The organism is Kitasatospora sp. NPDC004745 (assembly GCF_042873275.1).
Lineage (GTDB): Bacteria > Actinomycetota > Actinomycetes > Streptomycetales > Streptomycetaceae > Kitasatospora.
Genome location: NZ_JBIALK010000036.1, coordinates 1 through 14,134, shown reverse-complemented (window position 1 = coordinate 14,134; position 14,134 = coordinate 1). Strand labels below are relative to the sequence as shown.

At 73.2% G+C, this 14,134-nt stretch carries 11 protein-coding genes and 1 tRNA gene; 4 read left to right on the top strand and 8 right to left on the bottom strand.

The window, feature by feature from the left end:
- Window positions 1-42 precede the first annotated feature (42 nt).
- Window positions 43-1,518, bottom strand: a complete 1,476-nt coding sequence (locus ACFYUY_RS36150) for a catalase (protein ID WP_360204309.1) — start codon at window positions 1,516-1,518, stop codon at window positions 43-45.
- A 103-nt stretch (window positions 1,519-1,621) separates the two neighbouring features.
- Here ACFYUY_RS36150 and ACFYUY_RS36145 point away from each other — a divergent pair, with 103 nt between their 5' ends.
- A complete protein-coding gene (locus tag ACFYUY_RS36145; RefSeq protein ID WP_360204306.1) occupies window positions 1,622-2,041 on the top strand; it encodes a Fur family transcriptional regulator in 420 nt (139 codons plus the stop codon).
- A gap of 104 nt (window positions 2,042-2,145) precedes the next feature.
- On the opposite strand, the gene ACFYUY_RS36140 is transcribed toward ACFYUY_RS36145, so the two are convergent.
- From ACFYUY_RS36140 to ACFYUY_RS36130, 3 genes are all read right to left on the bottom strand, one after another.
- The gene (locus ACFYUY_RS36140; protein WP_360204303.1) at window positions 2,146-4,119 is read right to left on the bottom strand and encodes a tetratricopeptide repeat protein; all 1,974 of its coding nucleotides are present in this window, start codon (window positions 4,117-4,119) and stop codon (window positions 2,146-2,148) included.
- Window positions 4,120-4,475: 356 nt separating this feature from the next.
- A tRNA-Met gene (locus ACFYUY_RS36135) sits at window positions 4,476-4,549 on the bottom strand.
- 64 nt (window positions 4,550-4,613) lie between these two features.
- Window positions 4,614-7,568, bottom strand: coding sequence for a UPF0182 family protein (locus ACFYUY_RS36130; protein WP_360204301.1), 2,955 nt, complete (start codon window positions 7,566-7,568; stop codon window positions 4,614-4,616).
- 170 nt (window positions 7,569-7,738) lie between these two features.
- Between ACFYUY_RS36130 and ACFYUY_RS36125 the strand changes: the two genes are divergently transcribed.
- Window positions 7,739-8,311, top strand: coding sequence for a PPA1309 family protein (locus ACFYUY_RS36125; protein ID WP_360204298.1), 573 nt, complete (start codon window positions 7,739-7,741; stop codon window positions 8,309-8,311).
- A gap of 30 nt (window positions 8,312-8,341) precedes the next feature.
- Here ACFYUY_RS36125 and ACFYUY_RS36120 read toward each other — a convergent pair whose 3' ends face one another.
- The 4 genes from ACFYUY_RS36120 to ACFYUY_RS36105 form a co-directional block, all read right to left on the bottom strand.
- Window positions 8,342-9,448, bottom strand: a complete 1,107-nt coding sequence (locus ACFYUY_RS36120; RefSeq protein ID WP_387907274.1) for a PDZ domain-containing protein — start codon at window positions 9,446-9,448, stop codon at window positions 8,342-8,344.
- 42 nt (window positions 9,449-9,490) lie between these two features.
- On the bottom strand, window positions 9,491-9,682 hold the full coding sequence (locus ACFYUY_RS36115; RefSeq protein ID WP_360204293.1) for a hypothetical protein: 192 nt from the start codon (window positions 9,680-9,682) through the stop codon (window positions 9,491-9,493).
- Between the two features lie 215 nt (window positions 9,683-9,897).
- Window positions 9,898-10,338, bottom strand: coding sequence for a molybdenum cofactor biosynthesis protein MoaE (locus ACFYUY_RS36110; RefSeq protein ID WP_387907271.1), 441 nt, complete (start codon window positions 10,336-10,338; stop codon window positions 9,898-9,900).
- Window positions 10,339-10,505: 167 nt separating this feature from the next.
- Window positions 10,506-11,654 (bottom strand): NAD-dependent epimerase/dehydratase family protein, encoded by a 1,149-nt coding sequence (locus ACFYUY_RS36105; RefSeq protein WP_387907268.1) that lies wholly within the window; start codon window positions 11,652-11,654, stop codon window positions 10,506-10,508.
- Between the two features lie 199 nt (window positions 11,655-11,853).
- Here ACFYUY_RS36105 and ACFYUY_RS36100 point away from each other — a divergent pair, with 199 nt between their 5' ends.
- Window positions 11,854-13,395, top strand: coding sequence for a zinc-dependent metalloprotease (locus ACFYUY_RS36100; protein WP_387907265.1), 1,542 nt, complete (start codon window positions 11,854-11,856; stop codon window positions 13,393-13,395).
- A complete protein-coding gene (locus ACFYUY_RS36095) occupies window positions 13,392-13,979 on the top strand; it encodes an NUDIX hydrolase (protein ID WP_387907262.1) in 588 nt (195 codons plus the stop codon). Before ACFYUY_RS36100 ends, ACFYUY_RS36095 begins: the two co-directional genes overlap by 4 nt.
- Window positions 13,980-14,134: the final 155 nt, after the last annotated feature.

The window sequence follows — 14,134 nt, the reverse complement described above, 5'->3', positions numbered from 1 at the left end:
ATCTGGTCACGGGGCCCGCTGCTCATCGGGGCGCGCGCCGGGCTACTGCTTGCGCAGCTCCCGGACGGCCGCCTCCAGCCGCTGCCCGTAGTCGGCGTCGGCCTTGCGGAAGTTGTCGACCGCCCGCTCGACGATGTCCTCGCGGTCGGCGGAGACCTTGGCGATGAAGCCGGCCAGGTTGGCGATCAGCCGCTGCTTCTCGTCCTCCGAGAACAGCCGGTACAGGTTCCCGGCCTGCACGAAGTCGTCGTCCTCGGCGTGCGAGGGCGCGACGTGGTTGCCGGTGGCGCCGGTGACGGCGGTGGCGGCCCACAGCGGGCGGCCGGTCTGGACCGGGCCGCCGAAGCTGTTCGGCTCGTAGTTCTTCTGCCGGCCGTGGCGGCCGTCGTAGAGGTGGCCGTCGCGGCCGTTGGTGCGCGCCTCGGTGGCGTGCGGGCGGTTCACCGGCAGGTGGTCGGCGTTGATGCCGACGCGGTAGCGGTGGGCGTCCGCGTAGGCGAACAGGCGGCCCTGGAGCATCTTGTCCGGGGACGGGCCGATGCCGGGCACGAAGTGCGCCGGGGAGAAGATCGACTGCTCGACCTCGGCGAAGACGTTCTCGGGGTTGCGGTTGAGCTCCAGCTTGCCGATCTCGATCGGCGGGTAGTCGGCGTGCGGCCAGACCTTGGTGAGGTCGAAGGGGTTGAAGCGGTAGTTCGCCGCGTCGGCCGCCGGCATGATCTGCACCTGGACGGTCCAGGTCGGGTACTCGCCGCGCTCGATGGACTCGCGCAGGTCGCGCTGGTGGCTGTCCGGGTCCTCGCCGGCGAGGCGGTTGGCCTCGTCCTGGGTGAGGTTGCGGATGCCCTGGTCGGTCTTGAAGTGGTACTTGACCCAGAAGTGCTCGCCGGCCTCGTTCTGCCACTGGTAGGTGTGCGAGCCGTAGCCGTTGAGGTGGCGGTAGGTGGCGGGGATGCCGCGGTCGCCGAACAGCCAGGTCACCTGGTGGGTGGACTCGGGCGACAGGCCCCAGAAGTCCCAGACGTTGTCCGCCTCCTGGGAGCCGGTGTACGGGTCGCGCTTCTGGGTGTGGATGAAGTCCGGGAACTTCACGGCGTCCTTGATGAAGAACACCGGGGTGTTGTTGCCGACGAGGTCGTAGTTGCCCTCCTCGGTGTAGAACTTCAGCGCGAAGCCGCGCGGGTCGCGGACGGCGTCGGCGGAGCCGAGGTTGCCGGCGACGGTGGAGAAGCGCAGGAAGACCTCGGTCTGCTTGCCGATCTCGGAGAGGAACGCGGCCCGGGTGTGGGCCGTCACGTCGGCGGTGACGGTGAAGGTGCCGTAGGCCGCCGCACCGCGGGCGTGCACGACGCGCTCCGGGATCCGCTCGCGGTTGAAGTGCGCGAGCTTCTCGAAGAGCAGCTGGTCCTGGATGAGTGCCGGGCCGCCGATGCCGGCGGTCTCGGTGTTCTGGTTGTCGGCGACGGGGGCACCCGCCTCCGTGGTGAGGGTGGGGCGCAGCTCGTCCTGGGTCGTCATGGGGGTGCCTCCGCGGTGTCCGGTCGTGACGACTCGATCCTAACTTGGACTTTGTCCAAGTCAACACTGGAACCAATCTCGGATCGTGACTTACTCTAGGCCCATGAGCGACCTGCTGGAACGACTTCGCGGACGCGGCTGGCGGCTGACCTCACAGCGCCGGGTCGTGGCCGAGGTCCTCGACGGCGACCACGTGCACCTCACCGCGGACGAGGTGCACGCGCGCGCGGTGGCCCGCCTGCCCGAGATCAGCCGCGCGACCGTCTACAACACCCTCGGTGAACTGGTCTGCCTCGGCGAGGTCCTGGAGGTCGCCACCGACGGCCGCGCCAAGCGCTACGACCCCAACGCCCACCGCGCCCACCAGCACCTGCTCTGCTCCGGCTGCGGCGCGATCCGCGACGTCCACCCGCACGGCGACCCGCTGGAGGCGCTGCCCGCCGGGGAGCGCTTCGGCTTCACCGTCACGGCCGCCGAGATCACCTACCGCGGCCTCTGCCCTGACTGCACCGCCGGCCCGTAACACGGCCCGGCGACCCCCGCGGGCAAGGCGAGACCTCGACGAAGAATCCCGGACGGACCCACCCCGGTGAGACCCCGGTGACCCCGGGGCACGCCCGACCCGCCCTACGCGCTCAGCTCCGCGTGCAGCGCGCCCAGCAGGCGCCCGGCCCGCTCGGCCACCTCGGCCGGCCCGTAGTCGGCCGCCCGGCGGCACCAGTTCTCCGCCTGCACCGGCTCGCCCCGGCGCAGCGCCAGCAGGGCCAGCCGCAGCGCCGCCCGGCCGTGCCCGGCGTCGGCGGCCCGGGTGTACCAGAGCATCGCCTGCGCCTCGCGGTCCTGCCGGGCCAGCAGCAGCCCCAGGTTGAACGCCGCACTGCGGCTGCCGGCCTCGGCGGCCCGCCGGTACCAGCTCTCGGCGATCTCCAGCGCGCCGCGCTCGGCCGCCCGCACGCCCATCCGCACCTGCGCCCGCCGGTGCCCGGCGTCCGCCGCGACGGCGTACCAGTGCTCGGCCTCGGTGTCGGCGTCGCCGCGGCGGTCCAGCACCGAGGCCAGCCGGAAGGCACCCTCCGCCGATCCCCCGGCCGCGGCCTGCCGGTAGCGCTCCAGGGCGCCGGCCAGGTTGCCGCGCTGCTCCTGGACGACGGCCAGCTGGAGCGCGGCCTCGCCGTGCCCCTCCGCGGCGGCGCGCGCGTACCACTCCTGGGCCTGCCGCTGCTCGCCGCGCCCGGCGTGCAGCACGCCGAGGTTGAAGGCGCCGTCCACGCTGCCGGCCTCGGCGGCCTTGGAGAACCACGGTTCGGCGCCCGACTCGTCACCGCGCTGCAGCAGCACGACGGCCAGCGCGTTGCAGGCCTCCCGGTGACCGGCGTACGCGGCCCGGCGGTACCACTGCTCGGCCTGCTGGTCGCGGCCGGTGCCGGCGCAGAGCAGGCCGAGGTTGAACGCGCCGTTCTGGTCGCCCGCGTCCAGGGCGGTGCGGTACCAGTGCTCGGCCTTCTTGGCCTCGCCGCGCCCCGCGTGCAGGGCGCCGAGCGCGTTGGCGGCGTTGCCGTCGCCGGCCTCGGCGGCCTCCTGCCACCACTCGGCGGCCGCGCCGGTGTCCCCGGAGTCGCGCAGCAGGAAGCCCAGGGCGCAGGCCGCCCGCGGCTCACCGTTCTGCGCGGACTGCCGGTACCAGCGGGCGGCCTCCTCCAGCAGGGCCTGGTCGTCGCCGGAGCGCTCCTCCAGCAGCACGCCCAGGCGCAGTGCGGCCCGGGCGTGGCTGCGGGCGGCCGCGGTGCGGTACCAGGTCTCGGCGGTCTCCTTGTCCCCGGCCGCCTCGCGCATCCGGGCGAGCCGGTAGGCGGCCTCGCGGTGCCCGGCGTCCGCGGAGACCTTGAACCAGCGTTCGGCGCGCACGTCGCGCCGGTGCTCCATCAGGTCGCCCAGGGCGTAGGCGCCGAGCGGGTGGCCGTGGTCGGCGGCGAAGTGCAGCCAGTACTCGGCGGCCTCCTCCTCGCCCTGGTCGCGCAGCTGGAGCCCGAGCGCGTGCGCGGCGGGCGCGCTGCCGGCCACCGCGGCCTGGCGCCACCACTGGGCGGCCTCGGCCCGGTGGCCCTGCTGGTGGAGCAGCACGCCGAGGTTGTTGGCGGCGGCGCGCAGGCCGGCGGCCGCGGCGGCGCGCAGGTAGGACTCGGCGTCCTCGAGGTCGCCGCGGCGCAGCAGCAGGGTCCCGAGCCGGCAGGCGGCGTCCGGGTCGCCGTCGTCGGCGGCCTGGCGGTGCCGGGCCTCCAGCGCGGCGCTCTCTCGGGCGGCCAGGGCGGACTCGAAGCTGGTGGTGTCCAGGCCGGCCGGGTCGAGCGCGGCGGCGCCGGAGCCGTCGGTGTCGGCGTCCGGGCCGTAGGGGCCGACGGCGGCGGCGAACTGACGGGCGGACACGTGGACGAGGCTGTCGGGGCCGGAGCCGCCGACCGGCGGACGTTCGGTCAGACCGCTGGTGCGCTGGGCGGGGAGGGCTCCGGGGCGGCTCTCGGGGCTCTCCGCCCAGGCGTCGGTGTCCGCCTCGGTGGCCGCGGCGGACTTGGTGCCTGACCCGTTCTTGCCGATCAGCCTCATGCCGACTCCCGCTCCCCCAGAGTGTCGCGGCATCGTGCCCCGGCCCGCGGCCGGGGGGACCCCCAGGGGAGGCGCCGGACCCGACGGCTGATCAGCAGCCGCGTACCGTCCCCCGTGTGTCCCATCGTCGCATCACCCGCTAACCGCGTACACCTGCCCCGGCCGAATTCGGGCGGGGTCGACTCGAAGCCGACGAAATTGCTTCGGCGCTTTGTCGATTTCCCGACACTTCAACCCCACAAACCCCTGAGCCGTCCTCGTTGGCGACGGTCGATAGTACCGGAGCGGTTCCCACCGCTTGGGAGCGGAAACACCAGAGGCCCGGAGGAAGGATCCTCCGGGCCTCTGGCACTGAGTAGCGGGGACAGGATTTGAACCTGCGACCTCTGGGTTATGAGCCCAGCGAGCTACCGAGCTGCTCCACCCCGCGTCGGTGGTTAAACCATAGCACGGGCACGGGGTGGAGTCGGAATCGGTTGTCGCAGCTCAGCGGGCTACGGGTGCGGGCTCGCCGATCCGCCGGGGGTCGCCGCCGCGGACGGGGCCGCCGGCGAGCCGGTGCCGCGGGCGGCCTCGGCCGCCTTCAGGGCGTCGCCGAGCGCCTTCTGGGCGTTGCCGTACGCCACCCAGTCGCCGTTCTTGAACGCGGTCTGGCTGTCGTTGTACGCCTTCTCCGCGTCCGAGAGCGCCTTCTGCAGCTCGGGCGAGATCGTCCCGCCCGGGGCCGGGGTGGCCGGGGCGGTGGGCGTCGGCGTCGACGGGCCGGTCGGGGTGCCCGGGGTGGACGGCGCGGTCGGGGTGGTCGGCGGGGCCGATCCGGCGAACACCTTCTTGAGGGCGTCCTCCAGGGTGTTCTCGAACGCCACGTTGTCGTTCCCGTACACCGCCAGGACCTTCTGCAGCGTCGGGTACTTGGCGCCGCGTCCGCGCACGTAGACCGGCTCGACGTTGAGCAGTCCGCCGCCGACCGGGAGGGTGAGCAGGTTGCCGTACTCCAGGTCGGAGTCCCCGCCGCTCTTCAGCAGGGTGATCTGCTGCGCCACCTCCTGCCGGGAGTTGAACTGCGACTGCACCAGGTTGGGGCCGAGCGTCTTGCTGTCGCCGGGGATCTTGAGGATCCGGATCTTCCCGTAGTCCGGGCCCGGGTCGGCGTTGACCGCCATGAAGGCCGCCAGGTTGTCCCGGCCGTTGGGCACGAAGGTGGAGGTCAGCGAGAAGCTCGCCGAGGTGACCGCGGGGTCGGGCATCCGCACCGTCAGGTAGTACGGCGGCTGGACCTGCTTGGTGTCGCTGGTCGGGTCCACCGGGACCTGCCAGATGTCGCTGCCGTTGAAGAAGGAGTTGGAGTCGGTCACGTGGTACTGGCCGAGCAGGTCGCGCTGGACCTTGAACATGTCCTGCGGGTAGCGCAGGTGCGGCAGCAGGTCCGCCGGGATGTCGGCCTTCGGCTCGACGCTGCCCGGGAAGGCCTTCATCCAGGTCCTCAGCACCGGGTCCTGCTCGTCCCACTGGTAGAGCTTCACCTCGCCGGTGTAGGCGTCCACCGTGGCCTTGACCGAGTTGCGGATGTAGTTGACCTGGTTGGCGACGGTCAGCAGCTCACCGCGCTGGTTGGTCAGCGAGTCCTTGGTGGCGGTGCCCAGCGTCGTCTTCGAGGAGAACGGGTAGCCGTCCGAGGTGGTGTAGCCGTCCAGCACCCAGACCACCTTGCCGTCCTGCACCACCGGGTACGGGTCGGCGTCGATCGACAGCCACGGGGCGACCTTCTCGACCCGCTCCTTCGGCGTCCGGTTGTAGATCACCTTCGCGCCGTCGGTGATCGCCCCCGCGTAGAGGATCTGCGGCTCGGCGAAGCGCACCGCGTACGCGGCCCGGGTGATCGGGTTGTCCAGCGAGACCCCGCTGTCACCGGTGTACTGGTACTGCTTGTTCTCGCCGGTCTCGGTGGTGTAGTCGATCTCCTGGTTCGAGCCGCCGACGATCGAGTACGAGGTGGTCTTCTCGCCGTAGTAGATCCGCTGCTGGTAGTCGCCCAGCGCACCGGTGGCCGGCAGGCCGGACTCGGTGAACACCGGCTGGCCCTTGTCGTTGACCTGGTTGCCCTTGGCGACGACCGCGCCGTAGCCGTGGGTGTACTTGAAGTGGTCGTTGATCCAGTTGCGCTGCACGCCGTTGAGGTCGAGCTCGCGCAGGCCGATCACGGTGTCCTGCTTGCCGGTGCCGGCGCCGTAGCGGTCCACGTCCAGGGTGTTCGGGAACGCGTAGTAGCTGCGCTGCTGCTCGATCGACTGGAAGGTCGGCGAGACGATGTTCGGGTCCAGCAGGCGGATGTCCGCGATGGTCTGCGCGTCCGGCTTGAGCGCCTCCGCGGTGGTCGACCCCTGCGGGCTGTACTGGGAGGTCTGCGCGTCCGCGATCCCGTACGCCTGCCGCGTGGCGTCGATGTTCTTCTGGATGTACGGCGTCTCCTTGGCCTGCTCGTTCGGCTTGACCTGGAACTGCTGCACGATCGCCGGGTACAGCCCGCCGATCAGCACCGCCGACAGCACCATGAGCCCGAGCCCGATCAGGGCCGGCGCCCAGGTGCGGCGCACCGGGGTCAGGAAGAACAGCACCGCGCAGATGATCGCGACGAAGAAGAGGATGGTCTTGGCCGGCAGGAAGGCGTTGGCGTCCACGTAGCGCAGGCCGGTCCAGCCGGAGACCCCCTTGTAGGAGCCGGTCTTCACCGCCAGCGCGTACCGGTCCAGCCAGTACGCCGCCGCCTTCAGCAGCACGAACACGCCGAGCAGCACCGCCAGGTGCCCCTGCGCGCCCGCGCTCGCTCGCCGGCCCGGGCCCTGCAGCCGCAGCCCGCCGTAGAGGTAGTGCACCAGCGCCGAGGTCAGCAGCGAGACGATCACGGCGCTGAACGCGAAGCCCAGCAGGAACTCGTAGAACGGCAGGGAGAAGGCGTAGAACGAGACGTCCATGCCGAACTGCGCGTCCTTCTCGCCGAAGGACGTCGCGTTCGTCCACATCAGCCAGGTCCGCCACTGGCCGGACGCCGCGGCGCCCGCCACCAGGCCGATCACCAGCGAGACGCCGATCAGCGCCCAGCGCTTGAACGGCGCCAGGCCGGAGCGGTAGCGGTCCAGGCTCTGCTGCTCGACCGACATCGCCGACAGCGGCGGCCGCAGCCGGTGCGCCAGCCAGACGTTGAAGCCGACGATCACCGCCATCAGCAGGCCGAACACCGCGAACAGGCCGGCCTTCGTCCACAGCTGGGTGGTGAACACCGAGGAGTAGCCGACCGACTTGAACCAGAGCCAGTCCGTCCAGAAGCCGGCGAACATGACGAACAGCAGGAACAGCACCGCGAGCACGCCCAGCGTCAGCAGGGCGACCCGCGCGCGCCGCGAGGGAGGGCCTACCCTGCGCCGGAATCCCGGCCCTGAGCGTTCCGGCATCTGGAATACCACGGTGGCACCTCGGCTGTGTGGTCTGGAGTCGATCGGTCTTCAGGGAAACTTAACCAGGCTTTGGTCGAGTTCCCACCGTTAGCAGACGGTTACTCCGGCCTCCCCCGGCCCGGCCGCTCCCGGCACCGCCGGCGCCCCCGACGTGTGAGGATTGGGGCATGTCCGACGCGCCCGATGCACTCAACTCCCCCGACGACGTCTCCAAGCTCCCCGCCGCGACCCCGCTCACCCGGGCCGCGCTGGAGATCGACGAGTACGCCGCCACCCTCGGCTGGGACCTCCCGGCCCGGCTGTTCGCCCTGGTGGACAGCACCGCCCTGCGCAGGGCCGACCCGAAGATCGCCGCCCAGCTCGGCCTCGGCGACGACGACGCGGCCGGCCTCACCCCGGTCGAGCAGGACGAACTGCCGGCCGGCATGGAGCTGGACAAGTTCCTCGGCACCATCGCCTGGCCCGACGCGGTGGCCGGCTGCGCCCTGGTCGTCGAGCGGATGATGCTGCCGCCCGGCGCCGAGCAGTCCCGCCCGCGCAACGCCAGCGACGCCCAGCTCGCCGAGTGGGTGGCCAACCACCCCAAGCGCGAGGAGGTCCGGATCACCGCCGCCGTCCTGCGCGACGGCAAGAAGGAGATCGCGCTGCGGCTGCGCTCCAAGGACAGCGCGCGCGAGGTGCTCACCGGCCCGGACCTGGTGCCCGGTCTGACCAAGGCGCTGCTGGCGACCTTCGCCTGAGGCCCCGGCCCCCGGCCGCCCGGCGGCCCGTTACCCGGCGGCGCAGGACGGCAGCGCGGAGGTCTGCCCGGAGCGGATCTGCTCCAGCGACTTCAGCGCGCCGTCCAGCGTGTCCGTCTTGATCAGGGTCAGCCCGGACGGGATGTCCTTGGTCGCCTCGGCGCAGTTCGAGGACGGGGTGAAGAAGTACTCGGCGCCGGCCTCCCGGGCGGCGATCAGCTTCATCGATATGCCGCCGATCGGGCCGACCTTGCCGTCGTCGTCGATGGTGCCGGTGCCGGCCACGAACTTGCCGCCGGTGAGGTCGCCGCCCGGGGTGAGCTTGTCGATGATGCCGAGCGAGAACATCAGCCCGGCGCTGGGACCGCCGACGTCCTGCAGGCCGATGTCGATCTGGAACGGGTAGGTGTGCCGGATCCCGGTGCCGATGCCGACCACCGCGAGCTCGGCCCGCTCGGCCGGCGCCTTCGGGTCGAGGTCCTTGGCCTTCACGGTGGGGACGGCGACGTCCGTCCTGGCGGCGGCGCCGGCCCCCGCGGCGTCCTTGACCCGCGGCACGACGGTGAAGACCACCGACTCGCCGGGCTTGTGCTTGGTGACCGCCGCCACCACCTGGTCGACGGCCGTCACCGGCGCACCGTCGACGGCCACGATCTGGTCGCCCGCGTGCAGCTTGCCCTCGGCCGGGGCGCCGGCGGTGACCGACTTGACGATCAGCTCGTTGCCGACCGGGATGCCCAGCTGGTTGAGCGCCGCGGTGCGGGCGCTGTCCTCGGAGGAGGCGAACTCCTCCGCGTTCTGCTTCTTGGCGTCGGCGTCCGTCTGCCCCTTCGGGTAGACGTTGTCGTGCGGCACCACCATCACGTCGCCCCGCAGCCAGCCGACCACCGCGTTGACCAGGCTGGGCTCGTACTTGGCCCCGGTGACCTGGACGGTCGTCATGTTCAGGTGCCCGGTCGTCGGGTACGAGTCGCGCCCGGTGATGGTGATCACCGGCTTGCCGCCCTGGTTGCCGAGCGTGTTGTACGTCGGCCCCGGGCTCATCTCCGTGTACGGCACCTTCATCAGCACCGAGACGCAGAGCAGCGCTATGAGCAGCAGGGTGGCAGCGAGCATCGTCGCGGAGCGGCGTGGCATGCCTCGACAGTACGGGACGCGCGCGAGCGGGCGCCCCCCGGGCTACCGGCCCGAGCCGTCCCCGGGGGCGCCGCTGCCCGCGGTGGTGCGTTCCATCGCGGCCATGAAGCGCCGGTGTTCGGCGAGTGAGGCGGGGTCCCCGGTGGCCCGCGGGGCCCGCTGGGCCCAGCCCGCCCAGACCGCGGCGAGCAGGACGGCGACAACAGGAATGATCAGCCAGGCGAGCGCACCCATGTCAGTACTCCCAGCTCGTCGTGTCTATGAGCAGATTAACCACTCCGGCGGACAACGCGATCACCGCCGTCCGGGTTACGGGAGGGCCGATCGGCTCACTGCCAGGGAGTATTCGACACGCCGTCGCGGACCCGTTCGAGTGAGGACCCGGCGCGCCTGACACCGAGGACGTCCTGCGTGTGCGGCCGGTTCCGGCCGCACCGCCGACGACCGGGTCAGCAGCCGCCCGCGCCCACCCACTCCTCCTCGCCGTCGGCGAAGACCTGGTGCTTCCAGATCGGCACCTCGTGCTTCAGGTCGTCGATCAGTCGGCGGGCCGCCGCGAAGGCCTCGCCCCGGTGGGCGCAGGACACCGCGACGATCACCGCCTTGTCGGTGATCTCCAGCCGGCCGATCCGGTGCACCGCGGCGAGCGCCTTGACCGGGAAGTCGGCGACGACCTTCTCGGCGATGCGGCGCATCTCCTGCTCGGCGGTGGGGTGGCAGCTGTAGTCCAGCGCGGTGACGGACTTGCCGCCGTCGTGGTCACGGACCGTCCCGACGAAGACGGTCGTGCCGCCGGCAGCGTCGTCGCCGACCGCCTCGTACACCTCGTCGAGCGAGAGCGGGGTGTCGCGGACGGCGAGCAGGCGGATGGGGTCGTGGTTCTCGGACATGACCCCATGATTCCCCATTCCGGGTGGTCCTGGGCAAGTGGCTTCCGCATCACGATTCCGAGATTTCGCATCGTGAGAAAGTTCGGGCCCCGCCACTGCCTCGCCCGCCGGCCGTCACACCGCCGGGCCGACCCTCCCGGCCCGGCGCGGTCGGCACGCGGGCGGCCTCAGAACCGGCGCCGCTTGCGGGCCCGGCGCACCAGCGCCGCCGTACCGACCAGCGCCACCGTCGCCCCGGCCGCGCCCAGACTGGTCGCCGCCTCCTTGCCGCCCAGCCGCCGGCCGGCCACCGCGTGCTTGCCCGACACCTGCTCCAGCAGCTCCGCCAGCACCTGCTCGTTGGTGTGCCGCGGGCGCCAGCCCGCCTCGTGCAGCCGGCTGCCCGACACCACCCACGGGTACATCGTGTAGGCCAGGTCGCCCGCCGGCGCCGGGGTCAGGCCGAGCCGGTGCAGCCGGGCCGCGGTGCCGAGCGCCAGCGCGGCCGGCAGCTCCATCCGCCGGATCCCCGACAGCTGCTCCACGTCCTCCTGCTCCAGCCAGCCGTCGCAGCCGACCGTCACCTCGCCCTCGACCAGGCCCAGCGCCGCGTACTCCAGCGCCGCCGCCAGGTCGTCCACGTGGCAGAACTGCCAGCACGGGCGGGAACCGGCCACCACCAGCAGCCGCGGCGCCTCGAAGTGCCGGGTCAGCACGGTGTCCACCCCGGGGCCCACCACCACGGCCGGCCGCAGCACCGTCACCTGCAGGCCCGGGTGGGCCCGCGGCGCGCGGCGGGCCAGGCGCTCGATCTCCAGCAGGTCCCCGACCAGCGAGGCCTCCTCGGTCGCCCGCAGCTCGGAGTCCTCGGCCAGCGGCACCTCGTTGTCGGCCAGCGCTCCGTAGACCATCGCGGAGGTGCAGAGCACCACCCGGTGCACCCCGGCGGCCGCGGCGGCGGTCAGCACGGTCTGCGCGCCGCGCACGTTGTAGGCGCTGCGGGCGCGCGGGTCCGACTCCATGCCGAAGTCCATCGCCAGGTGCACCACGACGTCGACCCCGGCCAGCCGTTCGGCCACCGCCGGGTCCCGCACGTCCAGCACCCGCCACTGCACGCCCGCGACCTCGCCCCTGCGGTCGTCCACCGCGAGGACCCTGCGCACGTGCGGCGAGGCGACCAGCCGGGCCGCGACCCGCTCGCCGAGCACGCCCGCGGCGCCCGTGACGGCCACGGTGAGCGGCCGTCCGCCGTAGGCTGGAGGCGGCGACGCCGTGGTGTCCGGGGCGTCCTCTCCTCCGGTCAGCCCAGAGCGAACGTCCGAAGGCGGGGAACTCACCGGCCATCCTCCACGGTTAGCTTATGTGCGTACGGACGTGTGTCACGTACGTCCATCCTGCCCGAGGCGAAGGCCCCGCGGTGCACCCGGCGCGGGCCTACCGCCCGGAGCCGCCCGCGCGACCCCCACTGCGCCGGTGCCCCGGGCGGGCAGCACATCCCGCCCCACCCGTATGACGGCCGACCGGATCGAGGACCCCGTGAGCGACCTTCCCTTCGGATTCGGCGTTCCGCCCGAGGAGCCCGAGGACGGCAAGGCCAAGCCCGACGACGAGCAGAAGAAGAAGGAGCAGGGCGCCGGCGGCTCCGGCCAGAGCGGCCCGCAGTCCTTCGGCTTCGGCGCCGGCAACCCGTTCGGCGCGCTCTTCGGCATGCCCGGCGGTGCACCCGGCGCGCCGGGTGCACCGGGCGGCGCCGACAACCCGTTCGCCGCGATGTTCGGCGGGCTCGACCCCAACGACCTCGGCGCCGCGTTCCAGCAGCTCGGGCAGATGCTCTCGTTCGAGGGCGGCCCGGTGAACTGGGACCTCGCCAAGAACATCGCCCGGCAGACCGTCGTCGCGGAGCCCGCCGAGGGCAAGAGCAAGGACCGCTCGGTCAGCGCCGCGGAGCGCTCGGCCGTCGCCGAGGCCGTCCGGCTGGCCGACCTCTGGCTCGACGGCGTCACCGAGTTCCCCTCCGGCGCCGGCACCGCCGTCGCCTGGAGCCGCGCCGAGTGGATCGAGGCCACCCTCCCGGTCTGGAAGGACCTCGTCGACCCGGTCGCCGAGCGGGTCGGCAACGCCATGGGCGGCGTGCTGCCCGAGGAGATGCAGGCCATGGCCGGCCCGCTGATGGGCATGATGCGCTCCATGGGCGGCGCCATGTTCGGCACCCAGATCGGCCAGGCGCTCGGCGCCCTCGCCGCCGAGGTGGTCGGCTCCACCGACGTCGGACTGCCGCTGGCCCCGGCCGGCAAGGCCGCGCTGCTGCCGCAGAACGTCGCCGAGTTCGGCGAGGGCCTCAACGTCCCCGCCGACGAGGTCCGGCTCTACCTCGCCCTGCGCGAGGCCGCCCACCAGCGGCTCTTCGCCCACGTGCCGTGGCTGCGGGCCCACCTGCTCGGCGCCGTCGAGGCCTACGCCCGCGGCATCAAGGTCGACACCTCCCGCATGGAGGAGCTGGTCGGCCAGCTCGACCCGAGCAACCCGGAGGCACTCCAGGAGGCACTGGCCGGCGGTCTGCTCCAGCCCGAGGACACCCCCGAGCAGAAGGCCGCGCTCGCCCGCCTGGAGACCGCGCTCGCGCTGCTCGAGGGCTGGGTCGACGCCGTCGTCCACGCCGCCGCCGAACCGCACCTGCCGCAGGCCGGCGCCCTGCGCGAGACCGTCCGCCGCCGCCGTGCGGCCGGCGGCCCCGCCGAGCAGACCTTCGCCACCCTGGTCGGCCTGGAGCTGCGCCCGCGCCGGCTGCGCGACGCCGCCCGGCTCTGGGCGCTGCTCGCCGACGCGCGCGGCGTCGAGGGCCGCGACGCCCTGTGGCAGCACCCGGACATGCTCCCCACCGCCGCCGACCTCGACGACCCGGACGCCTTCGTGCACCGGGACGCCGGGCTGGAGGGCGGCTTGGACTTCGACGCCATCGACAAGCTGCTGGGCGAGGCCGCCGCGGGCGGCTCCGCCGCCAGGCCGGACCTGACCAAGGGCGACGAGCCGAAGCAGGACGAGGGCGGCACCGACGGGAAGGGCGGGCCCACCGCGTGACGGTCACCGAACCGGGGACGACCTCGCTGCACGCGGACGCCGTCCGCACCCTGAACGGCTGGCGGCCCGCCGACGCGGACCAGGAGCAGCTGCGGCTGGACTACCTGGCGCACCTCGCCGCGCAGCCCGAGGGCCTCTACCGCTCCTGCCTGCCCGCGCACGTCACGGCCAGCGCGGCCGTCGTCGACCCGGCGGCCGGGCGGGTGCTGCTGACCCTGCACCCCAAGGTCGGCCGGTGGCTGCAGATGGGCGGGCACTGCGAGCCGGGCGACGGCGACCTCGCGTCGGCCGCGCTGCGCGAGGCCGTCGAGGAGTCCGGCATCCCCGACCTGGTGCTACTGCGGGTCGACGGCGCCCCGGTGCCGGTCAGGCTCGACCGCCACCAGGTCCGCTGCGCCGGCAAGGACCGGCCGGAGAACACCCACCTGGACGTCCAGTACGTCGCACTGGCCCCGGCCGGCGCGCAGGAGCTGATCAGCGAGGAGTCGCTGGACCTGCGCTGGTTCGACTACGACCGCCTGCCGGAGCCGAGCGACCACTCGGTGCGCGACCTGGTGGCGCGGGCGCGGCTGCTGACGGGCTGAGCGACTGGGGTGAGAACGTCGGGAGGGGCGGGGGCCCGACCGGGCCCCCCCCCCCCCCCCGCGGCCCCCGTCCCCGCCCCCGCCCCCCCCCGGGGGCGGGGGCCCCCCGCCCCCCCCCCCGCCCGCCCGGGGGCCCCCCCCCCCGCGCCCCCCCC

Bases quoted from the DNA above. Each gene is read 5' to 3' on its own strand.
- ACFYUY_RS36150 (WP_360204309.1), bottom strand. From the start codon at position 1,518: ATGACGACCCAGGACGAGCTGCGCCCCACCCTCACCACGGAGGCGGGT.
- ACFYUY_RS36145 (WP_360204306.1), top strand. From the start codon at position 1,622: ATGAGCGACCTGCTGGAACGACTTCGCGGACGCGGCTGGCGGCTGACC.
- ACFYUY_RS36140 (WP_360204303.1), bottom strand. From the start codon at position 4,119: ATGAGGCTGATCGGCAAGAACGGGTCAGGCACCAAGTCCGCCGCGGCC.
- ACFYUY_RS36130 (WP_360204301.1), bottom strand. From the start codon at position 7,568: ATGCCGGAACGCTCAGGGCCGGGATTCCGGCGCAGGGTAGGCCCTCCC.
- ACFYUY_RS36125 (WP_360204298.1), top strand. From the start codon at position 7,739: ATGTCCGACGCGCCCGATGCACTCAACTCCCCCGACGACGTCTCCAAG.
- ACFYUY_RS36120 (WP_387907274.1), bottom strand. From the start codon at position 9,448: ATGCCACGCCGCTCCGCGACGATGCTCGCTGCCACCCTGCTGCTCATA.
- ACFYUY_RS36115 (WP_360204293.1), bottom strand. From the start codon at position 9,682: ATGGGTGCGCTCGCCTGGCTGATCATTCCTGTTGTCGCCGTCCTGCTC.
- ACFYUY_RS36110 (WP_387907271.1), bottom strand. From the start codon at position 10,338: ATGTCCGAGAACCACGACCCCATCCGCCTGCTCGCCGTCCGCGACACC.